This is a genomic window from Pseudomonas alkylphenolica, from assembly GCF_016009175.1.
GTDB classification, from domain to species: domain Bacteria; phylum Pseudomonadota; class Gammaproteobacteria; order Pseudomonadales; family Pseudomonadaceae; genus Aquipseudomonas; species Aquipseudomonas alkylphenolica_B.
Window position 1 is genome coordinate 1 of record NZ_JADUCM010000035.1, and the last position, 25,040, is coordinate 25,040.

At 61.9% G+C, this 25,040-nt stretch carries 26 protein-coding genes and 2 pseudogenes; 6 read left to right on the forward strand and 22 right to left on the reverse strand.

Features of this window, described 5'->3' with window-relative positions:
- The first annotated feature begins 153 nt into the window (after positions 1–153).
- From I5S59_RS22480 to I5S59_RS22490, 3 genes are all read left to right on the forward strand, one after another.
- The gene (locus I5S59_RS22480) at positions 154–957 is read left to right on the forward strand and encodes a transporter substrate-binding domain-containing protein (protein ID WP_197878534.1); all 804 of its coding nucleotides are present in this window, start codon (positions 154–156) and stop codon (positions 955–957) included.
- 76 nt (positions 958–1,033) lie between these two features.
- Positions 1,034–1,996, forward strand: coding sequence for an amino acid ABC transporter permease (locus tag I5S59_RS22485; protein WP_197878535.1), 963 nt, complete (start codon positions 1,034–1,036; stop codon positions 1,994–1,996).
- Positions 1,989–2,723, forward strand: coding sequence for an amino acid ABC transporter ATP-binding protein (locus I5S59_RS22490; protein ID WP_038616999.1), 735 nt, complete (start codon positions 1,989–1,991; stop codon positions 2,721–2,723). Before I5S59_RS22485 ends, I5S59_RS22490 begins: the two co-directional genes overlap by 8 nt.
- A 162-nt stretch (positions 2,724–2,885) precedes the next feature.
- On the opposite strand, the gene I5S59_RS26780 is transcribed toward I5S59_RS22490, so the two are convergent.
- The 13 genes and pseudogenes from I5S59_RS26780 to ubiE form a co-directional block, all read right to left on the reverse strand.
- Positions 2,886–3,749, reverse strand: a complete 864-nt coding sequence (locus I5S59_RS26780; RefSeq protein ID WP_420066469.1) for a methyl-accepting chemotaxis protein — start codon at positions 3,747–3,749, stop codon at positions 2,886–2,888.
- Positions 3,741–4,904: pseudogene (locus I5S59_RS26785) on the reverse strand (methyl-accepting chemotaxis protein); the annotation flags it as partial. The gene I5S59_RS26780 and the pseudogene I5S59_RS26785, both read right to left, overlap by 9 nt.
- A gap of 172 nt (positions 4,905–5,076) precedes the next feature.
- Complete coding sequence (locus I5S59_RS26790) at positions 5,077–5,949, reverse strand: methyl-accepting chemotaxis protein (RefSeq protein WP_420066470.1); 873 nt, start codon at positions 5,947–5,949, stop codon at positions 5,077–5,079.
- Positions 5,932–6,993 (reverse strand): annotated as a pseudogene (locus I5S59_RS26795) (methyl-accepting chemotaxis protein); the annotation flags it as partial. The gene I5S59_RS26790 and the pseudogene I5S59_RS26795, both read right to left, overlap by 18 nt.
- 79 nt (positions 6,994–7,072) lie before the next feature.
- Positions 7,073–7,780, reverse strand: a complete 708-nt coding sequence (locus I5S59_RS22505) for a 16S rRNA (uracil(1498)-N(3))-methyltransferase (protein WP_197878538.1) — start codon at positions 7,778–7,780, stop codon at positions 7,073–7,075.
- Positions 7,777–8,568 (reverse strand): twin-arginine translocase subunit TatC, encoded by a 792-nt coding sequence (gene tatC, locus I5S59_RS22510; protein WP_197878539.1) that lies wholly within the window; start codon positions 8,566–8,568, stop codon positions 7,777–7,779. Before tatC ends, I5S59_RS22505 begins: the two co-directional genes overlap by 4 nt.
- Positions 8,565–8,945 carry a Sec-independent protein translocase protein TatB gene (gene tatB, locus I5S59_RS22515; RefSeq protein WP_197878540.1) on the reverse strand — a complete coding sequence of 127 codons (381 nt, stop codon included), beginning with the start codon at positions 8,943–8,945 and terminating at the stop codon, positions 8,565–8,567. The genes tatC and tatB overlap by 4 nt, the downstream gene beginning before the upstream one ends.
- 3 nt (positions 8,946–8,948) lie before the next feature.
- On the reverse strand, positions 8,949–9,218 hold the full coding sequence (locus I5S59_RS22520; RefSeq protein WP_197878541.1) for a twin-arginine translocase TatA/TatE family subunit: 270 nt from the start codon (positions 9,216–9,218) through the stop codon (positions 8,949–8,951).
- Between the two features lie 25 nt (positions 9,219–9,243).
- Positions 9,244–9,579, reverse strand: coding sequence for a phosphoribosyl-ATP diphosphatase (locus I5S59_RS22525; protein ID WP_197878542.1), 336 nt, complete (start codon positions 9,577–9,579; stop codon positions 9,244–9,246).
- Position 9,580: 1 nt separating this feature from the next.
- A complete protein-coding gene (gene hisI, locus I5S59_RS22530) occupies positions 9,581–9,973 on the reverse strand; it encodes a phosphoribosyl-AMP cyclohydrolase (protein WP_197878543.1) in 393 nt (130 codons plus the stop codon).
- 74 nt (positions 9,974–10,047) lie between these two features.
- A complete protein-coding gene (gene ubiB, locus I5S59_RS22535; RefSeq protein WP_197878544.1) occupies positions 10,048–11,646 on the reverse strand; it encodes a ubiquinone biosynthesis regulatory protein kinase UbiB in 1,599 nt (532 codons plus the stop codon).
- On the reverse strand, positions 11,643–12,266 hold the full coding sequence (locus I5S59_RS22540; protein ID WP_197878545.1) for a ubiquinone biosynthesis accessory factor UbiJ: 624 nt from the start codon (positions 12,264–12,266) through the stop codon (positions 11,643–11,645). The genes ubiB and I5S59_RS22540 overlap by 4 nt, the downstream gene beginning before the upstream one ends.
- Positions 12,266–13,036: a bifunctional demethylmenaquinone methyltransferase/2-methoxy-6-polyprenyl-1,4-benzoquinol methylase UbiE gene (ubiE, locus tag I5S59_RS22545; protein ID WP_197878546.1), complete on the reverse strand. Its 771-nt coding sequence runs from the start codon at positions 13,034–13,036 to the stop codon at positions 12,266–12,268. Before ubiE ends, I5S59_RS22540 begins: the two co-directional genes overlap by 1 nt.
- A 125-nt stretch (positions 13,037–13,161) precedes the next feature.
- Here ubiE and I5S59_RS22550 point away from each other — a divergent pair, with 125 nt between their 5' ends.
- The 3 genes from I5S59_RS22550 (at position 13,162) to I5S59_RS22560 (ending at position 14,747) form a co-directional block, all read left to right on the forward strand.
- Positions 13,162–13,437 (forward strand): polyhydroxyalkanoic acid system family protein, encoded by a 276-nt coding sequence (locus tag I5S59_RS22550; RefSeq protein WP_197878547.1) that lies wholly within the window; start codon positions 13,162–13,164, stop codon positions 13,435–13,437.
- Between the two features lie 112 nt (positions 13,438–13,549).
- Complete coding sequence (locus tag I5S59_RS22555) at positions 13,550–13,969, forward strand: phasin family protein (protein WP_197878548.1); 420 nt, start codon at positions 13,550–13,552, stop codon at positions 13,967–13,969.
- Positions 13,970–13,979: 10 nt separating this feature from the next.
- A complete protein-coding gene (locus I5S59_RS22560) occupies positions 13,980–14,747 on the forward strand; it encodes a phasin family protein (protein ID WP_197878549.1) in 768 nt (255 codons plus the stop codon).
- 72 nt (positions 14,748–14,819) lie between these two features.
- Here the strand turns inward: I5S59_RS22560 and I5S59_RS22565 are convergent, their stop codons facing one another.
- The 9 genes from I5S59_RS22565 to I5S59_RS22605 all read right to left on the reverse strand — a co-directional run bounded on the left by I5S59_RS22565 (position 14,820) and on the right by I5S59_RS22605 (position 25,028).
- The gene (locus I5S59_RS22565; RefSeq protein ID WP_128321654.1) at positions 14,820–15,434 is read right to left on the reverse strand and encodes a TetR/AcrR family transcriptional regulator; all 615 of its coding nucleotides are present in this window, start codon (positions 15,432–15,434) and stop codon (positions 14,820–14,822) included.
- A 13-nt stretch (positions 15,435–15,447) separates the two neighbouring features.
- Positions 15,448–17,130 (reverse strand): class II poly(R)-hydroxyalkanoic acid synthase, encoded by a 1,683-nt coding sequence (gene phaC, locus I5S59_RS22570; RefSeq protein WP_197878550.1) that lies wholly within the window; start codon positions 17,128–17,130, stop codon positions 15,448–15,450.
- 116 nt (positions 17,131–17,246) lie between these two features.
- Positions 17,247–18,095: a poly(3-hydroxyalkanoate) depolymerase gene (phaZ, locus tag I5S59_RS22575; RefSeq protein WP_197878551.1), complete on the reverse strand. Its 849-nt coding sequence runs from the start codon at positions 18,093–18,095 to the stop codon at positions 17,247–17,249.
- A gap of 61 nt (positions 18,096–18,156) precedes the next feature.
- Positions 18,157–19,836 carry a class II poly(R)-hydroxyalkanoic acid synthase gene (phaC, locus tag I5S59_RS22580; protein ID WP_197878552.1) on the reverse strand — a complete coding sequence of 560 codons (1,680 nt, stop codon included), beginning with the start codon at positions 19,834–19,836 and terminating at the stop codon, positions 18,157–18,159.
- 349 nt (positions 19,837–20,185) lie between these two features.
- Complete coding sequence (locus I5S59_RS22585) at positions 20,186–20,563, reverse strand: gamma-butyrobetaine hydroxylase-like domain-containing protein (protein ID WP_197878553.1); 378 nt, start codon at positions 20,561–20,563, stop codon at positions 20,186–20,188.
- Between the two features lie 44 nt (positions 20,564–20,607).
- Positions 20,608–21,945 carry an ATP-dependent protease ATPase subunit HslU gene (hslU, locus tag I5S59_RS22590; protein WP_128321649.1) on the reverse strand — a complete coding sequence of 446 codons (1,338 nt, stop codon included), beginning with the start codon at positions 21,943–21,945 and terminating at the stop codon, positions 20,608–20,610.
- Between the two features lie 77 nt (positions 21,946–22,022).
- Positions 22,023–22,553 carry an ATP-dependent protease subunit HslV gene (hslV, locus tag I5S59_RS22595; RefSeq protein WP_028945572.1) on the reverse strand — a complete coding sequence of 177 codons (531 nt, stop codon included), beginning with the start codon at positions 22,551–22,553 and terminating at the stop codon, positions 22,023–22,025.
- Between the two features lie 202 nt (positions 22,554–22,755).
- Positions 22,756–24,027 (reverse strand): dihydroorotase, encoded by a 1,272-nt coding sequence (locus I5S59_RS22600; protein ID WP_197878554.1) that lies wholly within the window; start codon positions 24,025–24,027, stop codon positions 22,756–22,758.
- A complete protein-coding gene (locus tag I5S59_RS22605) occupies positions 24,024–25,028 on the reverse strand; it encodes an aspartate carbamoyltransferase catalytic subunit (protein ID WP_197878555.1) in 1,005 nt (334 codons plus the stop codon). The genes I5S59_RS22600 and I5S59_RS22605 overlap by 4 nt, the downstream gene beginning before the upstream one ends.
- Between the last annotated feature and the right edge of the window lie 12 nt (positions 25,029–25,040).

Below are 25,040 nucleotides of genomic sequence, written 5' to 3' on the forward strand. Positions count from 1 at the left end.
AGTCGACTCGCCCCGCGATGGCTTCCCCCTGCCTTTTTCTGATACCCACAACGCTGTCCATGCGTTAGCATCCCTCCCGAATATTTCGCACCCGTCTGTAGGACGGTTGGTGCCAACAATAAAATTCGAGTCTTCTTGCTGGGGGATCTGGTGATGTTCAAAAAATACCTGTCGATGCTGCTGGTCGGCGTCACCGCACTGGTTGCGGTCAATGCCGCCCAGGCGGCCGGCGCTATCGACGACGCGGTCAAGCGTGGCACCCTGCGTGCGGGCATGGACCCCACCTACATGCCGTTCCAGATGACCAACAAGCGTGGCGAGATCGTCGGTTTCGAAGTCGATATCCTCAAGGCCATGGCCAAGTCCATGGGCGTCAAGCTGGAGATGGTGTCCACCTCCTACGACGGCATCATCCCGGCCCTGATGACCGACAAGTTCGACATCATCAGCAGCGGCATGACCCTGACCCAGGAACGCAACCTGAAGCTGAACTTCAGCGAACCCTTCATTGTTGTCGGTCAGACCCTGCTGATCCGCAAGGAGCTGGCGGGCGAGATCAAGTCGTATAAAGACCTGAACAACGAGAAATACCGCCTGACCTCCAAGCTCGGTACCACCGGTGAACTGGTCGCCAAAAAGTTGATCGGCAAAGCCAAGTACCACGGTTACGACAACGAGCAGGAAGCGGTCATGGACGTGGTCAACGGCAAGGCTGATGCCTTTGTCTATGACGCCCCGTACAACGTGGTTGCGGTGAACAAGGCCGGTGCCGGCAAGCTGCTGTTCCTCGACAAGCCGTTCACCTTCGAACCGCTGGCCTTCGGCCTGAAGAAGGGCGACTACGACAGCCTGAACTACATCAACAATTTCCTGCACCAGATCAAGCACGACGGTACCTACGATCGAATCCACGACAAGTGGTTCAAGGACACCGCTTGGCTGAAGGACATGGAATAAGGCCAGGGCCTACCCTGGTTTGAAACCCGACGCGCAGGCTGGCCCTGCGCGTTCGCTTTTACGGAAGTACCCTGAAGTGATCAAACACAAGAAAGCCCAGTGGCCCTGGCACGGGCTTACCGCGCTGGTCCTGGTGGGCCTGGCGCTGAGCCTGTACTACGCAACCTCGATGATCTCCTATGAGTGGAGCTGGAATCGGGTACCGCAGTACTTTGCCTATCAGGCCGAAGTTGCTCAGCGCGCCGCCGATAACGGCACCGTCGAATCGATCACCAGCAACGGTGGGATGGCAAGTGTCACCGTGCGCGATGAAAGCGGCGGCGAGCACGTATTCGACGTCGAGCAGGGCAGCGTGCAGCTGTCCCGTGGTGACGACGTCGCTGAAGGCGACCTCATCGGTGTGACCCGTCACTGGGCTGCAGGCCCGTTGGCCTGGGGCTTGTGGACCACGGTCTGGATTTCGCTGGCCTCCGGCATTCTGGGCTTGCTGGTCGGGCTGTTTGCCGGACTTTGCCGTCTGTCGAGCAACCCCACGCTGCGCGATCTGTCCACCGTGTATGTCGAGTTGGTGCGCGGCACGCCGCTGCTGGTGCAGATCTTCATTTTCTATTTCTTCATCGGCACGGTGCTCAACCTGTCCCGTGAGTTCGCCGGTGTTGCGGCGCTGGCGCTGTTTACCGGGGCCTACGTGGCCGAAATTGTCCGTGCCGGTGTCCAGTCGATTGCCAAGGGGCAGGGCGAAGCCGCTCGCTCGCTGGGCTTGAGCGCCGGTCAGTCGATGCGCCACGTGGTCCTGCCGCAAGCCTTCAAGCGTGTACTGCCGCCGCTGGCCGGGCAGTTCATCAGCCTGGTCAAGGACACGTCGCTGGTCTCGGTCATCGCCATCACCGAACTGACCAAGAGCGGCCGCGAAGCGATCACCACGTCGTTCTCGACGTTCGAGATCTGGTTCTGTGTCGCCGGCCTGTACCTGTTGATCAACCTGCCGCTGTCGCACATGGCCAGCCGGCTTGAGCGGAGGCTTGCGCAAAGTGATTGAAGTCCGTGACCTGGTAAAAGTCTTCGACACCCGTGGTCAGGTGGTGCGTGCCGTCGATCACGTCAGCACCAACGTGGCCAAGGGTGAAGTACTGGTGGTGCTCGGCCCTTCGGGTTCGGGCAAGTCGACCTTCCTGCGCTGCCTCAACGGCCTGGAGTCCTTCGATGAGGGCACCGTGGCCATCGACGGCCTGCAACTGGCCGACCCGAAGACTGACGTCAATGCCTATCGCCGCGAAGTCGGCATGGTGTTCCAGCATTTCAACCTGTTCCCGCACATGACCGTGCTGGAGAACCTGTGCCTGGCACAGAAGGTCGTGCGCAAGCGCGGCAAGGCCGAGCGTGAGGCCAAGGCCCGGGCATTGCTGGAAAAGGTCGGCATTGGCCAGAAAGCCAACGAATACCCGTCGCGCCTGTCCGGTGGCCAGCAGCAGCGGGTGGCCATTGCCCGTGCCCTGGCGATGGACCCGAAGGTGATGCTGTTCGATGAGCCGACCTCGGCGCTTGACCCGGAAATGGTCGGCGAAGTGCTCGACGTCATGAAGACCCTGGCGCTGGAAGGCATGACCATGGTCTGCGTAACGCATGAAATGGGCTTTGCCCGGGAAGTGGCGGATCGCGTGTTGTTCTTCGACCATGGCAAACTGCTGGAAGACTCGCCGCCCGAGGCGTTCTTCACCTCGCCCAAAGACCTGCGCGCCCAGGCGTTCCTGCGTCAGGTGCTCTAGGGCTGGCAGAACCCCTGTAGGAGCTGGCTTGCCTGCGATCTGGTGCGCAGCACCAGCAATGGCGGCCAACGCGGTGTGTCAGGCAAACCGAGGTCGCCGGTGTTGCGGCCGCTACGCGCCCGATCGCCGGCAAGCCTGGCTCCTACAAAGATCGCGATGGCCTTAAAGCTGGAATTTGCCGACCAGGCCCTGAAGGTGGGTACCCAGGCGCGCCAGCTCGACGCTGGAAGCTGCGGTTTCTTCGCTGGCGGCGGAGGTTTGGTCCGAAACGTCGCGCACGTTCATCACGCTGCGGTTGATCTCTTCGGCCACCGCACTTTGCTCTTCGCTGGCGGTAGCAATCTGCTGGTTCATCCCCTGGATATTCGAGACTGTGCGGGTGATCTGGCCTAGCGCATCCCCGGCCCTGCGGCTCAGTTCGACGCTGTCGTGGGTCAGGCTCTTGCTGTTGTCGAGCAGGCGGGTGACCTGACCGGTGCCGTCATGCAGGTTGCCAATCAGCTGTTCTATCTCTTCGGTGGAGTGCTGGGTGCGCTGGGCCAGGCCGCGCACCTCGTCGGCCACCACGGCAAAGCCGCGTCCGGCTTCCCCGGCCCGTGCCGCCTCAATGGCCGCGTTCAAGGCCAGCAGATTGGTCTGTTCGGAGACGGATTTGATCACATCAAGAATGCTGCCAATGCGCTGGCTCTCGCTGGCCAGTTGGTGCATGGCGCCAATCGAATGATCCACCTGCCGGGCCAGTTGCTCAATCTGCTCTACCGCCTCACCGACAACCTGGTCGCCCAGTTGCGCCTGCTGGTCAGCTATTGTGGCTGCCTGCGATGCCTGCTCGGCACTGCGTGCCACTTCATGCACGGTAGCGCTCATCTGGTTCATCGCGGTGGCCACCTGGTCGGTTTCATCCCGTTGCTGGGTGATTCTCACCTTGGTCTGTTCGCTCACCGCTGCCAGTTGTTCCACTGCCGAAGACAACTGGGTGATGCCTTGATCAATGCCGCCAATCAATTCGCGCAGGCTCAGGGTCATGGCATGCACGCTCTCCTGCAACTGGCCCATTTCATCGCGCCGTTGGGGCCGCTCGTCCAGCCGCAGGTCACCGGTGGCAATGCGTCCGGCTAGGGCCAGCGTCTGCTTGAGCGGGGTGGTGATCTGCACCGTGATCAACCAGGCCGCCAGGCTGCCCAGTAGCAACGCCAGGGCAGCTTCGCCGCTCAGCACGCGCCGGGCTTCAATGGCCTCGACGTCCCGTTGCTCGATCTGGTGGTCACTCAGCTTTCGGCTGGCATCGCGCAGTTGTATGCCCAGTTGTTCCAGTGAGTTCTGTACCGTTTCCACCGCAACGGCGGCACGACGGAACTGATCCACGCTGTCCTGGTAACGGCTCAAGGCGGGGCGCAGGTTGTCCAGCGTGCTGCCTTGCATGTTATGCCTGAGCATCAACTGCGTCAGTTGACCCAGTGTTTGCCCGGCCGCATCCAGTGCCACCTGGCCAACTGTCGAAAAGCTTTCAAGCGGTTCGAACGTGTACGCCGGCACTTCGCTCTGCTGGGTGGCCGCACCGATGTGCCGGGCCAGCGCTTCGGCCAGATCCAGCAGACGGCTCTGACTGCTGAGCAGGCTGTCGTCACGCATTTTCTCCAGCGCCTGGTCGTTTACTTCATCGATCAGTTCCATCAGGCGCTGTTCTGCACCCTGCATGGACTGTCGTTGTTCCTGACGCAAGCTGACGGCCTGCTGCAGCTGTTCTAAGCCTTGGGCAAAGCGCTGCACAGTCTGCAATTTGCCCGCGATCATTTGTCGGTCTTCGGGGGAGTCATAGCGGTCGATCATCGCCGTCAACAGTGTGTTCAAGGCGGTCAGGGATTTCTCGATCTGCGCCTTGCTGTGGGCATCGTTCAGCACCCGGAAGGTAATACGTTCGGCCCTGAGGTCTTTGCCGATGTCGTTCAGGCGGGCTATTTCCTCAAGTTTTTCCGAGCGTTGAACCGCGTCGTCCAGCGCGCGCCAGCCACTGAGGGTGATCAACAGCGTCAGTGACAGGACCAGGGCAAAGCCCAGGGTCAACTTCAGTCTGACGCTCATGTTGCCAAGCATCCGATTCACAGGTCCGAGCATGGGGCTCTCCAGCAGGTAAGGGTGAGCCGGTGTCTGGGCGTGCCCAGGCACCGGCTCACTGCTCATCGGCCGGGAGGCATGGCGCTGGACCTGTGATTAGCGTAGGAAATGTCGTCGAAAAAGCGACGAAATGATGTGCTTTAGAGGGTTTTGTAGGAAGTCGGGTAGGAAGTAAAACGGGTGGAGTCCGCTAAAGCGCCAACCTGTGCTGCAGCTACACAGCACAGGATGTTTGGCGTCAGAGCTGGAATTTTCCGACCAGGCCCTGAAGGTGGGTGCCCAGGCGTGCCAGCTCGACGCTGGAAGCTGCGGTTTCTTCGCTGGCGGCGGAGGTTTGGTCCGAAACGTCGCGCACGTTCATCACGCTGCGGTTGATCTCTTCGGCCACGGCGCTTTGTTGTTCCGCCGCAGCAGCGATTTGCTGGTTCATCGCCTGGATCGAGGACACCGTGCGGGTGATGGGCTCCAGCGATGCGCCAGCGCGACGGGTCAGTTCGACGCTGTTGTCGGTGAGGTTGCGGCTGGCATCCAGGGTGCTGGCCACCTGCTGGGTGCCACTTTGCAAACCGGCAATCAGCGCCTCGATTTCTTCGGTCGACTGCTGGGTGCGCTGCGCCAGGCTGCGCACTTCGTCGGCAACCACGGCAAAGCCACGGCCGGCTTCACCGGCGCGTGCGGCTTCGATGGCCGCGTTCAGGGCCAGCAGGTTGGTTTGTTGTGCCACCGACTTGATCACATCCAGCACACTGCCGATCTTGTCGCTTTCACTTTTGAGGTGACCCATGGCTGCGCTGGAGTGGTTCATTTCACTGGCCAGGCGTTCGATTTGAGTAATGGCTTCGCCTACTACGCGGTCACCTTCACGGGCCTGCTGGTCCGCCGCCAGGGCCGCCTCGGAGGCTTCTTCAGCATTGCGTGCGACTTCCTGCACCGTGGCGGCCATCTCGTTCATGGCGGTAGCCACCTGGTCAGTCTCGACTTTCTGATTGTTGACTCCGGCGCTGGTCTGCTCGGTCACTGCCGACAGCTCTTCCGCGGCGCTGGCAATTTGGGTGACGCCATCGCCGATGCCACCGATCAGCTCACGCAGGCTGACGGTCATGCGCTGCATGCTGCGTTGCAACTGGCCCAGCTCGTCGCGGCGCTCAGCGTTCAGGTCCTGGCGCAGGTCGCCACTGGCAACCCGGTCTGCGGCGCTGAGGGTCTGGCGCAGGGGGATGACGATCTGGCGGGTAATGGCCCAGGCGGACAGCAGGCCGAACAGCAGTGCCAGGGCAGTGGCCAGGGTGAGCATCGACTTGGCATGCTGCGATTCTTCGTCACGCAACTGGGTCAGGGTGAGCGTCAGTTGCTGGCTCTGGTCGATCAGGATCTGCCCCTGGGCCGCCATCAATTGGGTTGCCTGCTCGATGGTCGATTGCGCGGCGGAGAACTGCTCGACAGCGGCGCGGTAGTTATCAAGGGCACGTGCGGCCTGGTGGAAATTGCCGCTGTAGCTCGCTGGCAGCACCTCGGCGAGGGTTTTCAGTTGCGAGGACGCCAGGTCGATCGCTTGCAGGGCCGAGGTGTGGAATTCCGGCTTGCCGCTGTAGGTGTAACCGCGTACCTGGAAGCGCGCCTGCTGCAGCAATTTGCTCGCACCGACCACGCTGTTGAACAGGTTCAGGTCGCCGCCGCTCAACAGCTGTTGCTCGACCTCGGTGATCAGCGCAACGGCTTCGTCGGCACTGCTGCCGAGCACAGCGCGGCTGGCTTCGCGTTGCTGGCTGGCTTTTTCGGCAGTGTCCAGGGCCTGACGGTATTGGCGCAGGGCGTCGATCTGCTGTTCGATGCGCCGATGGTCTTCGGGGCGGCTGATGCGCTGCTTGACCTGTTGCAGCTGGCGGTCCAGCGCCGCCAGGGCATTGTTGAGGTTCTGCTGGGCGCTGTCGTCACCCTTGATCTGGAAGTTCTGCCGGGCGACGCGCAGTTCCAGCGTCGCCTGCAGCACCTGGGAAACACCGCCGAGGGTGTCGCCGCGGGACGTCACGCCGTTAACGCCCTGCCAGCCAGTCAGGGTGATGCTCAAGGTCAGCAGCAGGACCAGGCCGAAGCCGATACCGAGTTTACGATTGACGCTCACGTGACCCAGGTGCAGGGCTAACCATTGGTACATGGTGGAACTCCATTACGATCGGCAGAGGCAGATTGTTGTTCTGATGCCAATGCATCGGCCTTGCGTCGCGAAACTGAAGTCAGAACAGACGGGCGAGCAGGGCGGTGACCGCCGTCTCTACACGCAGGATGCGTTCGCCCAGTTGTACCGGCGCCAGACCGGCTTTACCCAGCAGGTCAATCTCATAGGGAATCCAGCCACCTTCGGGGCCAATCGCCAGGGTGACCGGTTCGTCGAGGCCACGCGGGCAAGGCGGGAACGGTCCTGGGTGGCCGACCAGGCCCAGCGTGCCATGGGCGATGGCGGGCAGGCGGTCCTCGACGAACGGCTTGAAGCGTTTCTCGATGATGACTTCTGGCAGGCGGGTGTCACGGGTTTGCTCAAGGCCCAGGATCAGCTGCTCGCGGATCGCTTCAGGCTCGAGAAAAGGCGTTTGCCAGAAACTTTTTTCGACCCGGTAGCTGTTGACCAGAATCAGCTTCGGCACGCCCATGGTGGCGACGGTCTGGAACACCCGGCGCAGCATTTTCGGACGTGGCAGGGCCAGCACCAGGGTCAGCGGCAGCTTGGCCGGCGGTTCACGGTCGAAGCTGACCGCAAGCTCGGCTTCATGCCCTTCCAGGCGCACGACACGGGCTTCACCCATCAGCCCGCCGATGCGTCCGACGCGCAGGCTGTCGCCCACCGCCACACGGTGGATCTCCTGCATGTGGGTAAAGCGCCGATCGGCAAGAATGACGCGATCGGCCGCGATGAAGTCGGCTTCTTCGAGTAACAGCAGGTTCACGGCTGGGTCGCTGGCGGCTGGTCGTTAGGGTCGTCGGCGGTGTCGTCGCGATGCTCGCTGCGTTTGCGGATCAGCCCGCCAAACAGCACGCCAATCTCGAACAGCAGCCACATGGGCACGGCCAGCAGGGTTTGCGAGAAGATGTCCGGCGGGGTCAGGACCATGCCGACCACAAAACAGCCGATGATCACGTAAGGACGGATCTTCTTCAGGTATTTGACGTCGACGACGCCAATCCATACCAGCAGGACCACCGCCACCGGGATCTCGAAGGCCACGCCGAAGGCGAAGAACAGGGTCATGACGAAATCGAGGTAACTGGCAATGTCCGTCATCATCGACACCCCTTCAGGGGTGGCGCTGGCGAAAAACCCGAATATCAGCGGGAACACCAGGAAGTAGGCGAACGCCATCCCGGCGTAGAACAGGATGATGCTGGAGACCAGCAACGGAATCGCTATGCGCTTCTCGTGGCGGTACAGGCCTGGCGCAATAAAGCCCCAGATCTGCTGGAGAATCAGCGGAATCGCCAGGAACAGCGAAACGATCATGGTCAGCTTGAACGGCGTCAGGAACGGCGAGGCCACGTCGGTGGCGATCATCGTTGCGTTGGCCGGCAAGTGCGCACGCAAGGGTGCGGAAACCAGGGTGTAGATCTGCTGCGCGAATGAAAACAGCCCGGCGAAGATCAGGAAGATGGCCGCGACGCAGCGCAGCAGGCGAGTGCGCAGCTCGGTGAGGTGCGAAACCAGCGGCATCGGCTGGTCGTTTTCCGGAATTTCGCTCATGGGGCTCGCGGCGGCTGTGTCGGTTCGGGGGTTACGCTGGCGGCCGGTGTGGCATCGGTGCTGGCGGCAGGCGGTGTTACCACGGCGTCTTGGCTGGCAACCGGTGTGACAGGTGGCTCAGGCGTCACGCTCTGCGGGTTGAGGATCTTGCGCGCTTCCTGCTCCATGGAGAGGATGTGCTCGTTGTGCAACTGGCGGCGGATGTCGTCGGCGCCGATCTCACGCTCGACTTCCTGCTTGATCGCATTGAAGCTGCGCTTGAGGCGGCCTATCCACAGCCCGGCCGTGCGCGCAGCCCCCGGCAAACGCTCGGGGCCGAGCACCAGCAGGGCCACCAGGCCCACAAGCAACAGTTCGCTGAAGCTGATCCCGAACATTGATCAATCTTTCCTGATGGGCTCTTCGACCTTGTGCGCCTGGCCGTCGATGGTCTGCGCCTGGTTCAGCGGCGAAGTGGCCTGTGGTTGGGCCGTTTGCACCGGCGGCGGGGTTTGTTCGGCCGGCTTGGATTCTTCTTCGTTCATGGCCTTGCGAAAGCCCTTGATCGATTCGCCCAGATCGCTGCCGAAGTTTTTCAACTTCTTGGTACCGAACACCAGTACCACCACGACCAGCAGGACGATCCAGTGTTTCCAGTCAAAAATACCCATGGTGCAATCCCTCGAAATAATTCAGTTAGGCCGACGGTTGACGCGCTGCTTTCTCGGCATGACCAGACAGGCCGAACCGGTGGTCCAGCTCATCGAGCACAGCCTGCGGATGCTGACCCAGCTGGGCGAGCATCACCAGGCTATGGAACCACAGATCGGCGGTTTCGTAGATTACATCGCTGTAATCGCCGCTGTTGGCTGCGTCCTTGGCTGCGATGATGGTTTCGATCGACTCTTCGCCGAGCTTTTCCAGAATCTTGTTCAGGCCCTTGTGATACAGACTAGCTACATAGGAACTGTCAGGCTCGGCGCCTTTGCGCGCTTCCAGCACTTCGGCCAGGCGGGTCAGGGTGTCGCTCATGTCAGTGTCCTGCGTTGTAGATGGTGTTGGGGTCTTTGAGGACCGGGTCGACAGTCTTCCACTCGGCGCTTTCATAGACGCGGTAGAAGCAGCTCTCGCGACCGGTATGGCAGGCGATATGGCCCAGTTGCTCGACCATCAGGATGATCACGTCGGCATCGCAGTCCAGGCGCATTTCGTGCAGTTTTTGCACGTGCCCGGATTCTTCGCCTTTACGCCACAGTTTGCCACGCGAACGCGACCAGTAGATGGCCCGCTGCTCGGCGGCGGTCAGTGCCAGCGCTTCGCGGTTCATCCAGGCCATCATCAGCACGCGCCCGGTCTTGTGGTCCTGGGCAATGGCCGGTACCAGGCCATCGCTGTTCCAGTTGATCTCGTCCAGCCAGTCTTTCATGCACAACTCCAAAACTCGTGGCCCGATCCTCTGCCGACCCATGGCGCTAGTGTGCCAGCGCGCGGCGCTGCTGGCTATCGACGCACGATCAGGTAAAGGCCGGCGGCGAGCATCAGCCAGGCCGGCCAGGCGGCCGGAGCGCTAAGGCTGACAGCACCGGCGGCCAACGTCGCCCCGCCGCCCAGCAGGCCGGCGCCGAGCAGACGCAGGGCCCAGCCATCACGCTGCGGCTGGTTGGCAGGCGCTTCGGCGGGGTGGGTCATGCGCTCAAGCAGGTCACGGGTCATGCCAGCGAGGTGCGGAATCTGTTCAACCTGGCCGTGCAGGTTCTGCAGCAGGGTCTTGGGGCTGACCCGTTCACGCATCCAGCGCTCGAGGAACGGCTGGGCGGTGCTCCACAGATCGAGTTCAGGGTACAGCTGACGGCCCAGGCCTTCGATGTTGAGCAAGGTCTTTTGCAACAGCACCAGTTGCGGCTGGACTTCCATGTTGAAGCGCCGGGCGGTCTGGAACAGGCGCATCAGCACCTGGCCAAAGGAGATGTCTTTCAACGGCTTTTCAAAGATAGGTTCGCACACCGTACGGATCGCCGCTTCGAACTCGTTGAGCTTGGTGTGTGCCGGTACCCAGCCAGAGTCGATGTGCAACTGGGCCACGCGGCGGTAGTCGCGCTTGAAGAAGGCGAACAGGTTGCGTGCCAGGTAGTCCTGGTCTTCAGGCGTCAGGCTGCCGACGATGCCGCAGTCGATCGCAATGTATTGCGGGCTCCACGGTTTGATCGTGCTGACGAAGATGTTGCCCGGGTGCATGTCGGCGTGAAAGAAGCTGTCACGAAATACCTGGGTGAAGAAGATCTCCACGCCGCGCTCGGCGAGCATTTTCATATCGGTACGCTGGTCGGCCAGGGTTGCAAGGTCGGTGACCTGGATGCCATAGATGCGCTCCATCACCAGGACCTTGGGGCGGCACCAGTCCCAGTACACCTGGGGCACATACATCATTTCCGAGCCTTCGAAGTTGCGCTTGAGCTGGCTGGCATTGGCCGCCTCGCGCAACAGGTCGAGCTCGTCATAAATGGTCTTTTCGTAGTCGCTGACCACTTCCACCGGGTGCAGCAGGCGGGCGTCGGCAGACACCCGTTCAGCACCGCGGGCGATCAGGAACAGCCAGGCCAGGTCCTGGGCGATGATGGGCTTGAGGCCCGGGCGCACCACCTTGACCACCACTTCTTCGCCGCTTTTGAGCTTGGCCGCATGCACCTGGGCCACCGAGGCCGAAGCCAGTGGCTCGACATCAAAGCGGCTGAACACTTCGCTGATCTTCGCGCCCAGTTGCTCTTCGATCAGGGCCACGGCCTTTTGCGGGTCGAAGGGTGGTACCCGGTCTTGCAGCTTCATCAGTTCATCGGCGATGTCTTCGGGCAGCAGATCGCGACGCGTTGACAGGAGCTGGCCAAACTTGATGAAAATCGGCCCGAGGTCCTGCAAGGCGAGGCGCAGGCGCGCTCCACGGCTGAGATCCAGGGGCTTGCGGGGCAGCCAGCGCCAGGGCATCACGTGCCGCAGGGCCATCAGCCACCACGGGAGCGGCAGGTCAAACAGCAGGTCATCGAGGCGGTAGCGAATGACTACGCGCTGGATGCGCAACAGACGGCGGACGGCAAGCAGCTTCATGCGTTATCGCTGGTATCAAGGGATCGGGCAAGGCGCTCAATGCGCGCCTCAAGGCGTTCGATGTCGACTTTGAGGGTGTCGAGCTCACTGAAGCGGGCTTCGGCTTCGCGTTGGCCAACCAGGGTGCGGGCTTCTTCGGCCAGGTACTCGGAGAGATTCTGGTTAAGTGCGGCAAAGCCCTGGCGGGTCCAGTTGGCGCGGCTGCGCAGGTGGCCACTGAGCAACTGGGTAGCCACAGGGCCAAGCCAGCGCGAGACTTCGTATTCCCAGTCCAGCTCCAGGTCCTGCAGCACCTTGACCAGGTCGAGCAGTACCGCGCTGTCGCCTTCGAGCTCGACGTGCGGGCTGTGCAGCACGGCCGTCTTGTCCTGGCTCAGGGCCAGGCGCACCAGGCTGCTGGCCGGGGCGCGCAGGGTGCAGTCGGCATCATTGGCCCAGTGGCTGGCGAGCATCAGGCCCTCGTCGCTGGGCAAAATGTACAGCTGCAGCGCCGGCTGACGGCAATCGATGGCAATGACCTTGCCATCGAGGGGGCGCAATCGCGGCAATGCCGTGCTGTCCAGGCGCAGAACACGGTTCAGGCCGTGTTCGACACTGGCAAGAAGGCCGGCCAGGAGCATCAGGGCTTGATGCCCCGGTGCAGGGCAACGATACCGCTGGTCATGTTGTGGTAGGTCACGCGATCAAAGCCGGCCTCGACCATCATCGACTTCAGGGTTTCCTGGTCGGGGTGCATGCGGATCGACTCGGCGAGGTAACGGTAGCTTTCCGAGTCGTTGGTGATCAGCTTGCCGGCCAGTGGCATGAAGGCAAACGAGTACGCGTCGTAGACCTTGGACATCAGCTTGTTGGTTGGCTTGGAGAACTCCAGCACCAGCAGACGGCCACCGGGCTTGAGTACGCGCAGCATCGAGCGGATGGCGTCTTCCTTGTGGGTGACGTTGCGCAGGCCGAAGGCGATCGTCACGCAATCGAAGTGGTTGTCCGGGAACGGCAGCTTTTCAGCGTCGGCCTGGACGAACTCGATGTTGCCGGCCACACCGCGGTCGAGCAGGCGGTCACGACCGACCTTGAGCATCGACGCGTTGATGTCGGCCAGTACTACCTGGCCGGTCGGGCCGACCAGTTGCGAGAACTTGGCGGCCAGGTCACCGGTGCCGCCGGCGATATCCAGTACGCGGTTGCCGCTGCGCACACCGGAGAGTTCGATGGTGAAGCGCTTCCACAAGCGGTGCATGCCAGCGGACAGTACGTCGTTCATCAAATCGTATTTGGCGGCTACCGAATGGAAAACCTCAGCGACTTTCTCTGCTTTCTGGCTTTCCGGTACGTTTTGGTAGCCGAAATGGGTGGTGGGTTCGGCGTGGTCGCCTTTGCGCTGGTCGTTCATATCGCTTCACCGAAAAAAATTACTGGCCATTCTAGGGCGTACGGTCGGATTTGTCTTGGCGGGGTGTGTCGCAGGTCGGGGTGCGGGCATAATAGAAGTATGCCTTTGAACCCAGGATTGAATGAATGACCCAGATCAGCGTTGAGCGCAAACACAGCCTGGGCCGCGAAGCGGCTCGGGAAAAGGCCCAAACCCTGGTCGACAAGCTGGCCCGCGAGTACGACCTCAGCGCCCGCTGGAATGGCGACCGGGTCGAGGTCAAGCGCAGCGGTGCCACGGGCAGTGTGCAGATCGGTGAAGACACCATCAGGGTCGAGCTGAAACTGGGCATGATGCTGTCGATGATGAGCACAACCATCAAGAGCGAGATCGAGCGGGCGCTGGACAAAGCGCTGGCTTGAATCCGGCTTCTGCAGCTTAGGGTGAGGATTCTAATTTTTCACCCTACCTTATGCTCAAGCCCAGTTTCCATGGGCAGTTCCTCCATATCTATTCGAGCGTGAGGTGCAGAGCATGGTTAAAGTGACCCTGAAGAAAAAAGACGACGACCAGCACACGCTGGGCGAAGTGCGCGGCTACGCGCGCAAGATCTGGCTGGCAGGCCTCGGGGCTTATGCCCGGGTTGGCCAGGAAGGTGCCGACTACCTGAAAGAGCTGGTCAAAGCTGGCGAAACCGTCGAGAAACGTGGCAAGAAACGTATCGACAAAGAACTTGATGCTGCCAATAGCCAGATCGATTCGGTCAAGGGCGAGATCACCAGCGTCAAGGGCAAGGTCGAAGTGCAACTCGACAAAATCGAAAAGGCTTTCGACACACGGGTCGCCAGCGCCTTGAATCGCATCGGCATTCCGTCTAAACATGACGTGGAGGCACTCTCTGCCAAGCTCGAAGAGCTGACGGCATTGCTCGAACGTGTCGCGCGCAAACAATAAGGAGAGCAGGATGGCTGGCAAGAAGAATAGCGAGAAAGAAGGCAGCTCCTGGGTCGGGGGGATCGAGAAATATTCCCGCAAGATCTGGCTGGCTGGTTTGGGTATCTACTCCAAGATCGACCAGGACGGCAACAAGCTGTTCGAGTCCTTGGTCAAGGATGGCGAGAAGGCAGAGAAGCAGGCCAAGGATTCGGTAGATTCCGCCAAGGCTTCGGCCAAGTCGGCCACCTCGCGAGTAGGCGATGTGAAGGACCGTGCACTGGGCAAATGGAGCGAGCTCGAAGAGGCTTTCGACAAGCGCCTGAACAGCGCCATCTCGCGTCTGGGCGTCCCTAGCCGTAATGAAGTCAAGGCACTGCACCAGCAGGTCGACACCTTGACCAAGCAGATCGAGAAACTGACCGGGGCATCGGTCAAGCCGGTTGCCAGCAAACCGGCAGCCAGCAAGGCGGCGGCCAAGCCATTGGCCAAGGCTGCGCCGAAAGCTGCTGCCAAGCCTGCGGCGAAAACTGCAGCGGCCAAGCCTGCAGCCAAGCCTGCAGCGGCAAAAACGGTGGCGGCCAAGCCTGCAGCCAAACCTGCAGTCAAGGCAGCAGCCAAACCTGCAGCGGCGAAAAAGCCGGCAGTGAAGAAAGCCCCGGCCAAGCCTGCAGCCAAGCCCGCAGCACCTGCGGCCAGTGCAGCACCGGCACCGAGTGCAGCGCCAGCAGCAACCGCAACCGTAGCACCGGCAACGCCGACGCCATCGGCACCGCTGAACGCGATCAGCCAGTCCTGATTCCAGGCGGTTGTCTGCAAACGCCCGGCCTCAGTGCCGGGCGTTTTCATTTGCAGCCCGGGGCTGCCGACATCAGCCGCTCAGGTACCTCAGCGCGATCTGCTCGGCGGCATGCCGGGAGCCCGCTTCCAGATGCGGTGCCACCAGCATCATGACCTGATACACCACCACCCCGACTTCGCCCTCGCGCGCCAATACCCGCTGATAATCCAGCGAGAACAGCAACGTCAGGGTGATCTGCTCCACCAGTTGCCCCAGAGCCCGGGTGTCGCTGACCACCTGGCCCTGGGCCTTGAGGCTGGCGAGCAAGGCGGCCAGGGTGCGCTTGAGGGCGTTGAGCAAGTTGCGCATGCCCCGGGCCAGCTTGGGTAAACGCCCGGTGAGGTTCGACAGGTCCTGGAAGAGGAAGCGGTATTGGGCCATGCGCTCGACGATCAGGTGCAGGAACAGCCAGTAGTCCTCGGCATCCAGGCGCACCTCCAGAGGTGGGTCGAGCAGGGGCGTCAGTTCCTCTTCGAAGCGTTCGAACAGGCCGAGCACCAACGGCTCCTTGCCGTGGAAGTGGTAGTAGAGGTTGCCCGGGCTGATCCCCATTTCATTGGCAATCTCCAGGGTCGAGACATTGGGTTCGCCCTGCTGGTTGAACAGCTGCAGGGCACACTCAAGAATACGGTCGCGGGTTTTCATCCGTTCTACTTGTTCAGCGCGCCAGGACGTAAGTGCCGGGTGCGGGGTCCATGGGAGGGTAATTCTGGTTGCCCAGGGTCATCAGGGTTTCACGCTGCTCACCGGAGCGTACCTGAATCCATTCCAGCCACTGCGGCCACCAACTGCCTTCCACCTGTTTGGCGTCATAGAACCAGGCCCGCGGATCGCTGCTCAGGCGCGGGTTGTCGACATAGTGCGCCTTGGGATTGCCGGGTGGGTTGAGGATGCTTTGCACGTGGCCGCTGTTGGCCAGGATGAAACGTTTGTCGCCGCCCAGCAGCAAGGTCGAACGGTACACCGCATCCCAGGGTGTGATGTGGTCGTTGCTGCCGGCAACACTGAAACTGTCGACGTTGACCTTCTGCAGGTCGATCGGCGTACCGCAGACTTCGAGCCCGGCAGCATGGGCCAGCGGATTGTGTTTGAAGAAGTCCAGCAGATCGCCGTGCAGGGCCGCCGGCAGGCGGGTGTTGTCGTTGTTCCAGTAAAGGATGTCGAATGCCGGCGGTGCCTTGCCCAGCAGGTAGTTGTTGACGAAGTAGTTCCAGATCAGGTCGTTGGGGCGCATCCAGGCGAAGACCTTGGCGATCTCTTTGCCGTCGAGCACGCCTTGCTGGTAGGAACGGCGCTTGGCAGCTTCCAGGGTCTGCTCATCGGCGAACAGGCTGGCGGGGCTGTCGATCTCACTGTCGAGCAGACTGACCAGGTAAGTGGCGCTGCCGACCCTGCGCAGTTGCCGCTTGGCCTGTAAATGGCCTTGCAGCGCGGCCATGGTCAGGCCGCCGGCACACGCGCCCATCAGGTTGACTTCGCGACTGCCGGTTATCGCCCGGCAGACATTCATGGCTTCTTCGAGCGCTTCGACATAGCTCGTCAGGCCCCACTCGCGATGACGCGGGTCGGGATTGCGCCAGCTGACCATGAACGTCTGCAGGCCGCTCTTGAGCATATACTGGACGAAGCTGTTGCTCGGGCTCAGGTCGAAAATATAGAACTTGTTGATCTGTGGCGGCACCACCAGCATGGGCCGGGCGTACTGCTTTTCGCTCATCGGCTTGTACTGGATCAGCTCCAGCAGTTCGTTGCGAAACACTACCGAGCCTGGTGTGGTCGCCAGGTTGCGACCCACTTCGAACGCTTGCGGGTTGACCTGACGTGGCAAGCCGTCGTTATGGCGCAGGTCATCAAGCAAGTGGCTGGCGCCGCGCACCAGGCTCAATCCGCCGGAGTTGAACAGCTCCTTGACGGCGGCAGGGTTGAGCAAGGAATTGCTTGGCGCCATGGCATCGTTGAGCAAAGCGAAGAGAAAATGCGCCCGTGCCCGGTCATCGGCATCCAGCTGGCTTTCATCGATCCACTGGCGGGTCTGTTTCTGCCAGGCCAGATACGCTTGCAAGCCGCGACTATAGAAGGGGTTGAGGCTCCAGGCCGGATCCTTGAAGCGATTGTCCCGAGGGTGTGGCTGGTGGGGCGTATCGCCGAGTAGCACGCGTCCCAGCTGATTGCCCAGCGAGAGCATGTGCTTGGCCGTGTGCAGCGGGTGGCGAAGGCTGTGGCGGCTGACATTGCGCAATGTGGACAGCAGGTCGCGGCCGCGCAGGCCAGTGATTGCACTCTGCACGTTCATGTAGGAGGCGGGGACCGGTAGCGACCCCTTCGCGGGCTTGTCTTTCATCAGGCAACACTCCGTCGTCAGGCCATCAACAAACAATTCAATGCAAGAGCGACACCAACCTCGTGCCGCCGGTCAAGCTACAAGGCATCCTGCCTCACGCGTGATCGCGTTTCATCTCAACTGGCAGCAGGCCGGGGGTGCATGACGGCGCGTTGGCGCTCTTGCTGGAGAAACTTCATGATGATCGGGGCGACGGCTTCGGCCCGGGTGATCAGGAACAAGTGGCCGTCGTCGATTATGTGTAGCTGGGCATTGGGAATCCGCCAGGCGAGCAGACGCATATTGATCAATGGAATCAAGGGGTCATCGTCGCCTGCCAGCACCAGGGTCGGCTGCTGGATCTTGTGCAGCCAGTGAATGCTGGTCCAGCCAAGCCCTGCGAACAGTTGCCAGTAGTAGCCGAGCTTGCCCGAGGAACGCACCTTGGCGGCGTGGTTCATGGCCAGGTCCGGGTCGCGGCGAAAGGCGCCCCCGTAGATCTGCGGTGCAATGCGGATCACATGGGAAGGCTGGATGTAGCGCCGCGGGCTGGCCATCAACCACAACACCTTGGGCTTGCCCGGCACCATCACCGCACCGGCAGCGGTCGCCGCGAGCACGAGCTTTTTGCAGCGTTCCGGGTAGTCATGGGCGAACTGCTGGGCCAGCGCGCCACCCCACGACACGCCGATGACATTGACCTGCCCGTAATCGAGGTAATCGAGCATGCGCGCAGTGAGCCTGGCCAGGCCCGGAAAGCGATAGGGGTGCCTGGGAGTTGATGAGCCGCCGACTCCGGGCACGTCGAAGGCAATGACCTCCAGGTCCGGGTCCAGTGCCTGGATAAAGGGGAATACCAGTTCCAGGTTGGCGCCGATGCCGTTGAAAATCAGCAAGGGCGTCAAGTGGGGCTTGCCGGGGCGAACCGCTGTGCGGATGGTCTGGCCATCCAGTTCAACGGTTCTGAAGATATACGGTTGCGGCATGCGCGAAGCCCTGTGCTGGATGAGGCGCCGTGACCTGCAGTGGCCACGGCGGACGCTGCAATCAACGCTCGTGAACGTAGGTCCCCGGTGCCGCTTCAGCGGCGGCATAGGCCTTGTTGCCCAACCTTGTCGGTGCTTTTTTCAGTTCGCCCGAGCGTTGGCTGAGCCAGTTTTGCCAATGCAGCCACCAGGAGTCGGTGTGCTTGCTGGCGTTTTCCTGCCAATCACTGGCCTGCGCCGGCAGCTCGCTACTGGTCATGTAGCGCGCCTTGGGGTTGCCGGGCGGGTTGAGAATGCTCTGAATGTGGCCACTGTTGGACAGCACGAATTCGACATTGCCGCCAAACAGCTGGGCCGAGCGGTAGCAGGCCTGCCACGGTGTGATGTGGTCGGTGGTGCCGGCCAGGCTGTAAATGTCGGTCGTGACTTTTTTCAGGTCGATCGGTGTGCCGCACACTTCCAGTGCATCGGCACGGATCAGTGGATTACTTTTGAACATTTCGATCAGGTCGCCGTGGAAGGCGGCCGGCAGGCGGGTGGTGTCGTTGTTCCAGAACAGGATGTCGAACACCGGCGGCTCGTTACCCAGCAGGTAGTTGTTGACCCAGTAGTTCCAGATCAGGTCGTTGGGGCGCATCCAGGCAAATACCTTGGCCATGTCGCGGCCTTCGAGCACGCCGGCCTGATAGGACTGGCGCTTGGCCGACTCAAGGGTCTGCTCGTCGACAAACAGCGCGACCTGGGTGTCGAGGGTGGTGTCCAGCACGCTGACCAGCAGGGTCAGGGCGTTGACCTTGGTCTCGCCCAGGGCGGCGTAGTGTCCCAGCAGCGCGGTGCAGGTAATGCCGCCCGAGCAGGCACCGAGCATGTTCAGGTCTTTGCTGCCTGTGATCGCCAGGACGACGTCGACGGCTTCTTTGAGCGCATCGATATAGGTCGACAGGCCCCACTCGCGCTGGGCCTTGGTCGGGTTGCGCCAGCTGACGATGAAGGTCTGCACATTGGAGCGCAGGCAGAAGCGCGCCAGGCTCTTTTCCGGGCTGAGGTCGAAGACGTAGAACTTGTTGATTTGCGGTGGTACCACCAGCAACGGGCGGGCGTGTACCTGTTCGGTGATCGGCTGGTACTGAATCAGCTCCAGGACATCGTTGCGAAACACCACGGCGCCTTCGCTGGTGCCCAGGTTCTTGCCGACCTCGAAGGCCGCCATGTTCACCTGGCTGGGCATGCCGCCGTTGTTGACCATGTCTTTGGCCAGGTTCGACAGGCCGTCGAGCAGGCTTTTACCGCCGGTTTCAAAGAAGCGTTTGACCGCCGCCGGGTTGGCTGCCGAGTTGGTCGGGGCCATGGCTTCGGTCATCAGGTTGATAACGAAGTGACCGCGGCTGGCGTCCTGTTCCGACAGGTTGCTGTTGTCGATCCAGTCGTGCAGTTCTTTGCGCCACGCCAGGTAGGTTTGCAGGTAGCGGCGATAGAGCGGGTTCTGGCTCCAGGCCGGATCGTTGAAACGGCGGTCGTCGCTCTCCGGTTGCAGAGCCGATTTGCCGAAGATCACATTCTTCAGTTCCAGGCCGAAATGAGCGACATGCTTGGCGCTGTGCAGCGGTTGACGAATGGCCTGGCCCAGCACCATTCGAGCAGAAGTCAGCAAATCCTTGCGGCGCACGCCGATTACCGGGTTCAGGCCCAGTGTGTTTTCCGAGGCTTGGCGCTGCAGGTCATCGTTGTTCTTGTTACTCATCTACGACGCTCCGTTGTCCTGAGACGAGTACCGGCCTGTTGTGCACTTACACAGACGAGTGCCCGGTACTGCTGCTCGGGTGACCAGTGATAACGAACTGCGGTCCTGCGGCCGGATGCAAACGACGATGAGCCATGCGGGTTTTTCTGCGTGTGAAGACAGCCTGCTTTCGCTCGCGACCTCTACATCCCGGCCTGACCCTGCGCAAAAAAATCAATGCAGGGAACTTGCCAGATCCATTGGTTACCCGACTTTCGAGTGTTTCGCAATACGGCCACTCATTGGCCGTTGTGCAGGCATTCAAGCAAATAGAATTAGAAAATGCGCTCTAAATCCTGGGAGGCTTGAACTAGAGCATCAGCTTGACGATCGACTCGGAAGGGTCGCGAGATTTTCCGGCTTTTGCCAGGTCATCAAGGTACTCGGCCCAGAGCTGTTCCTGACGCAGGCACAGTTGTTCCAGGTACTCCCAGGTGAACAGGCCGCTGTCGTGGCCGTCGTCGAAGGTCAGTTTCAGTGCGTACTGGCCTGCCGGTTCGATCTGCTTGAGACCGACGCCCAGTTTGCCGAATTGCAGGATGGGATTGCCGTGGCCTTGAACCTCGGCGGAGGGGGAATGCACGCGCAGGAATTCGGCGGGCAGGTGGTACACCTCTTCGGGCCCGTAAGTCAGGCTCAGGGTCTTGGAGGCTTTGTGCAGGTTGATGCCGGTGGGGAGTCTGGCCATGTGGTTCAGGGCCGCAAGCGGCCCTGCCTGTAAGAGAGTGAGGCTTACAGAATATAACGAGAAAGGTCTTCGTTCTGCGCCAATTCGCCGAGGTGGCTGTTGACGTACTCGGCGTCGATGCGGATCGGCGCCTCATCGTGGGCGCTGGCCAGGTCACCGGCGCTGAACGACACTTCTTCGAGCAGACGCTCAAGCAGTGTGTGCAGGCGGCGGGCACCGATGTTCTCGGTCTTTTCGTTGACCTGCCAGGCGATCTCGGCCAGGCGCTTGATGCCCTCGGCGGCGAATTCGATGTTCAGGCCTTCGGTCTTGAGCAGTTCGCGGTACTGTTCCGTGAGCGAGGCATGCGGTTCGCTGAGGATGCGCTCGAAGTCTTCCGGGCTCAGCGCCTTGAGCTCAACGCGAATCGGCAGACGGCCTTGCAGCTCGGGCACCAGGTCGCTTGGCTTGCTCAGGTGGAAGGCACCGGAGGCGATGAACAGGATGTGGTCGGTCTTGACCATGCCCAGCTTGGTGTTCACCGTGCAGCCTTCGATCAGTGGCAGCAGGTCGCGCTGTACACCTTCACGGGACACATCGGCGCCGCCGACGTTGCCGCGCTTGGCAACCTTGTCGATTTCGTCAATGAACACGATGCCATGCTGCTCGACGGCTTCCAGAGCCTTGGCCTTGAGCTCGTCTTCGTTGACCAGGCGGCTGGCTTCTTCGTCGCGTACCAGCTTGAGCGCTTCCTTGACCTTGAGCTTGCGGCTCTTGCGCTTGCCCTTGCCCATGTTGGCGAACAGGTTCTGCAGCTGGTTGGTCATCTCTTCCATGCCCGGTGGCGCGGAAATGTCGACGCCCATGGCTTCGGCCACTTCGATCTCGATTTCCTTGTCATCCAGCTGGCCTTCGCGCAGACGCTTGCGGAACAGCTGGCGGGTGTTGGAGTCGGTGCTGGTGGTCTGGTCTTCGTTGAAGCCGGTGCGTGCCGGTGGCAGCAGGGCATCAAGGATGCGCTCTTCGGCGGCGTCTTCGGCACGGTGGCCGACGCGGACGATTTCCTGCTCGCGGAGCATCTTGATCGCGGCATCGGCCAGGTCACGAATGATCGACTCGACGTCACGACCAACGTAGCCGACTTCGGTGAACTTGGTCGCTTCGACCTTGATGAACGGGGCATTGGCCAGTTTGGCCAGGCGCCGGGCGATTTCGGTCTTGCCGACGCCGGTCGGGCCGATCATCAGAATGTTCTTGGGGGTCACTTCAACGCGCAGCTCGGCAGGCAGCTGCATGCGCCGCCAGCGGTTGCGCAGGGCGATGGCGACAGCGCGCTTGGCGTCGTCCTGGCCGATGATGTGGCGGTTGAGTTCGTGGACGATCTCGCGGGGGGTCATGGACATGGTAATGATGGTCCTTGGGCTCGATAAGTCAGCGTGGAAAAGCCCGGCCGTCGGGGCCGGGCGCCAGAACAGCTGAATTACTCGGCCAGGTCCTGCTCCTCGATGGTCAGGTTGTGGTTGGTGAACACACAGATGTCACCGGCGATATTCAGGGCGGTCTCGGCGATTTCACGTGCCGAGAGGTCGGTCTTTTGCAGCAGGGCGCGGGCTGCGGCCTGGGCGTAGGCGCCACCGGAGCCCATGGCGATCAGGCCGTCCTCGGGTTCGACGACGTCACCGTTGCCGGTGATGATCAGCGAGGCGTCTTTGTTGGCAACGGCCAGCATGGCCTCCAGACGGCTCAGGGAGCGGTCGGTACGCCATTCCTTGGCCAGCTCGACGGCGGCGCGGATCAAATGGCCCTGGTGCTTTTCCAGCTGGCCTTCAAAGCGTTCGAACAGGGTGAATGCGTCGGCGGTGGCGCCAGCGAAGCCGGCGATGACCTGGCCGTGGTACAGGCGGCGGACTTTCTTGGCGTTGCCTTTCATCACGGTATTACCGAGAGAAACCTGGCCGTCGCCGCCCATGACGACTTTGCCGTGGCGACGAACTGAAACGATGGTGGTCAAGGGAGAGTCTCCACGCAGCGGGGCGAAAATGCCTGATGCAGACTCATATGGGGGTGCAGGGAAGGATTTCAACCTGCAAGGACGAGCGGTCAGCCTTCTGGGCTTCATCGCCGCAAAGACCGGCCCCACAAGGGCCGGTGTATGCAGACCCTGTGGGAGCCGGCCTAGCGGGCGATCGGGCCGTAATGCGGCCCCGACAACATCACGCTTCGTGGCTGATATGCCCATCGACCAAGGTATAACGCACCGCGCCCGGCAGGCAGTGGCCGATAAACGGGCAGTTGTCGCCCTTGGAGCGCCACTGCTCACCGGCAACGGTCGAGGCCTTGGCGTCGAACAGTACCAGGTCGGCGGCGCCGCCAACTTTCAGATGGCCAGCCGGCAGGCGCAGGGCATCGGCCGGGCCGGCTGACAAACGTTGCAACAAAGTTGGCAGGTCGAGCAGGCCGTCCTCCACCAGGGTCATGGCCAGCGGCAGCAGCAGTTCGACACTGCTGATACCCGGCTCGGTGGCGCCGAACGGCGCCAGCTTGGCATCGCGCTCGTGCGGTTGGTGATGGCTGGATATCGCCTGGATCACACCGGACTTCACTGCCTCACGCAGCCCGTCACGGTCGGCGCGGGTGCGCAGCGGAGGTTGCACGTGATAGAGGCTGGAGAAGTCGCGCAGCGCCTCGTCGGTGAGGATCAGCTGGTACAGGGCAACGTCGGCGGTAACCGGCAGCCCGAGTTCCTGGGCCTGGGCGATCAGGCGTGCACCGCGGGCGCTGGTCAGCTGGCTGAAGTGCGCGCGCACGCCGGTCTGTTCGACCAGCAGCAGGTTGCGCGCCAGGGCCACGGTTTCAGCGGTTTCCGGGATGCCCGGCAGGCCGAGGAAGCTGGCCATCGCGCCTTCGTGGGCGAGGCCGCCCTGCGCCAGGTCGCGATCCTGCGAGTGGAACACCACGGTCAGGTCGAAGGTGGCTGCGTACTCCAGGGCACGGGCCAGGGTGCGGTTGTTGGCGAAGGCGTTCAAGCCGTTGCCGAAGGCCACGCAACCGGCATCACGCAGGGCAATCAGCTCGGCCAGCTGTTCGCCTTCCAGGCCCTTGCTCAGGGCACCGATCGGGAACACTTTGCTGTGCCCGGCTTCGCGGGCGCGGTCGAGGATCAGCTCGGCCACGGCGGAGGTGTCGAGCACCGGCTTGGTCTGCGGTGGGCAGCACAGGCTGGTGACGCCGCCGGCCGCTGCCGCGCGGGTTTCGCTGGCGATGCTGCCCTTGCGGCTGTAGCCGGGTTCGCGCAGCGCTACGTTGAGGTCGACCAGGCCGGGTGCGGCGACCAGGCCGTGAGCGTCGATGCTGCGTGCCGGGGAGAAACCGGCAGGTGCCGCGCCCATGGCGACGATCTTGCCGGCATCGATATGCAGGTCGGTGATCTGGTCCAGGCCGCTGGTGGGATCAATGACCCGGGCGCCAAGAATACTGAGGGTCACTGGGCGTTCTCCTGCTCGAATTGACGTTGGGCGTTCTGCCCGCTCATGGCCATGGACAGTACGGCCATGCGCACCGCGATACCGTAGGTGACCTGGTTGAGGATCACTGAGTGGGCGCCATCGGCCACGGCGGACTCGATTTCCACGCCGCGGTTGATCGGCCCCGGGTGCATGACGATGGCATCGGGCTTGGCCCCGGCCAGGCGTGCGGTGGTCAGGCCGAACAGGCGGTAGAACTCGCCTTCGCTGGGCAGCAGACCGCCGGCCATGCGCTCACGCTGCAGGCGCAGCATGATGACTACGTCGACATCCTTCAGGCCCTGTTCGAGGTCGGTGTAGACCTTCACGCCATATTGTTCGATGCCGATCGGCAGCAGGGTTTTCGGGCCGATCACGCGGATGTCCTGGCAGCCCAGGGTTTTCAGCGCGAGCATGTTCGAACGGGCCACCCGCGAATGCAGGATATCGCCGACGATGGCCACCGAGAGGTTCTCGAAGCTGCCTTTGTGCCGACGAATGGTGAGCATGTCGAGCATGCCCTGGGTCGGGTGGGCGTGACGGCCGTCGCCGCCGTTGATGATCGCCACTTCCGGGCACACGTGCTCGGCGATGAAGTGCGCGGCACCCGAGTCGGCGTGGCGCACGACGAACATGTCGGCAGCCATCGCTTCAAGGTTGCGCAGGGTGTCGAACAGGGTTTCACCCTTGCTGGTCGAGGAAGTCGACACGTTCAGGGTGATCACGTCCGCCGACAGCCGCTGGGCGGCCAGTTCGAAGGTGGTGCGGGTACGCGTGGAGTTCTCGAAGAACACGTTGCACACGGTCTTGCCGCGCAGCAACGGGACTTTTTTAACGGCCCGGGCACCGACTTCAAGGAAAGAGTCGGCGGTGTCGAGGATTTCGGTCAGCAGTTCGCGGGGCAAACCGTCGAGCGAAAGAAAGTGGCGCAGCTGGCCCTGATCATTGAGCTGCAGCGGGCGCTTGGCGTCGATTGGCGTCATCGCGATGGACTC

What these genes read in the sequence shown, in the direction of transcription:
- hisI (WP_197878543.1), bottom strand. Translation starts at nt 9,973, where the DNA reads ATGAAAGACTGGCTGGACGAGATCAACTGGAACAGCGATGGCCTGGTA.
- tatC (WP_197878539.1), bottom strand. Translation starts at nt 8,568, where the DNA reads ATGAGCGAAATTCCGGAAAACGACCAGCCGATGCCGCTGGTTTCGCAC.
- ubiB (WP_197878544.1), bottom strand. Translation starts at nt 11,646, where the DNA reads ATGAAGCTGCTTGCCGTCCGCCGTCTGTTGCGCATCCAGCGCGTAGTC.
- I5S59_RS22565 (WP_128321654.1), bottom strand. Translation starts at nt 15,434, where the DNA reads ATGAAAACCCGCGACCGTATTCTTGAGTGTGCCCTGCAGCTGTTCAAC.
- I5S59_RS22555 (WP_197878548.1), top strand. Translation starts at nt 13,550, where the DNA reads ATGGTTAAAGTGACCCTGAAGAAAAAAGACGACGACCAGCACACGCTG.
- phaZ (WP_197878551.1), bottom strand. Translation starts at nt 18,095, where the DNA reads ATGCCGCAACCGTATATCTTCAGAACCGTTGAACTGGATGGCCAGACC.
- I5S59_RS26790 (WP_420066470.1), bottom strand. Translation starts at nt 5,949, where the DNA reads ATGCAGCGCATGACCGTCAGCCTGCGTGAGCTGATCGGTGGCATCGGC.
- phaC (WP_197878550.1), bottom strand. Translation starts at nt 17,130, where the DNA reads ATGAAAGACAAGCCCGCGAAGGGGTCGCTACCGGTCCCCGCCTCCTAC.
- I5S59_RS22540 (WP_197878545.1), bottom strand. Translation starts at nt 12,266, where the DNA reads ATGCTCCTGGCCGGCCTTCTTGCCAGTGTCGAACACGGCCTGAACCGT.
- phaC (WP_197878552.1), bottom strand. Translation starts at nt 19,836, where the DNA reads ATGAGTAACAAGAACAACGATGACCTGCAGCGCCAAGCCTCGGAAAAC.
- tatB (WP_197878540.1), bottom strand. Translation starts at nt 8,945, where the DNA reads ATGTTCGGGATCAGCTTCAGCGAACTGTTGCTTGTGGGCCTGGTGGCC.
- I5S59_RS22585 (WP_197878553.1), bottom strand. Translation starts at nt 20,563, where the DNA reads ATGGCCAGACTCCCCACCGGCATCAACCTGCACAAAGCCTCCAAGACC.
- hslU (WP_128321649.1), bottom strand. Translation starts at nt 21,945, where the DNA reads ATGTCCATGACCCCCCGCGAGATCGTCCACGAACTCAACCGCCACATC.
- I5S59_RS22480 (WP_197878534.1), top strand. Translation starts at nt 154, where the DNA reads ATGTTCAAAAAATACCTGTCGATGCTGCTGGTCGGCGTCACCGCACTG.
- I5S59_RS22550 (WP_197878547.1), top strand. Translation starts at nt 13,162, where the DNA reads ATGACCCAGATCAGCGTTGAGCGCAAACACAGCCTGGGCCGCGAAGCG.
- ubiE (WP_197878546.1), bottom strand. Translation starts at nt 13,036, where the DNA reads ATGAACGACCAGCGCAAAGGCGACCACGCCGAACCCACCACCCATTTC.
- I5S59_RS22525 (WP_197878542.1), bottom strand. Translation starts at nt 9,579, where the DNA reads ATGAGCGACACCCTGACCCGCCTGGCCGAAGTGCTGGAAGCGCGCAAA.
- I5S59_RS22560 (WP_197878549.1), top strand. Translation starts at nt 13,980, where the DNA reads ATGGCTGGCAAGAAGAATAGCGAGAAAGAAGGCAGCTCCTGGGTCGGG.
- I5S59_RS26780 (WP_420066469.1), bottom strand. Translation starts at nt 3,749, where the DNA reads ATGACCCTGAGCCTGCGCGAATTGATTGGCGGCATTGATCAAGGCATC.
- I5S59_RS22605 (WP_197878555.1), bottom strand. Translation starts at nt 25,028, where the DNA reads ATGACGCCAATCGACGCCAAGCGCCCGCTGCAGCTCAATGATCAGGGC.
- I5S59_RS22520 (WP_197878541.1), bottom strand. Translation starts at nt 9,218, where the DNA reads ATGGGTATTTTTGACTGGAAACACTGGATCGTCCTGCTGGTCGTGGTG.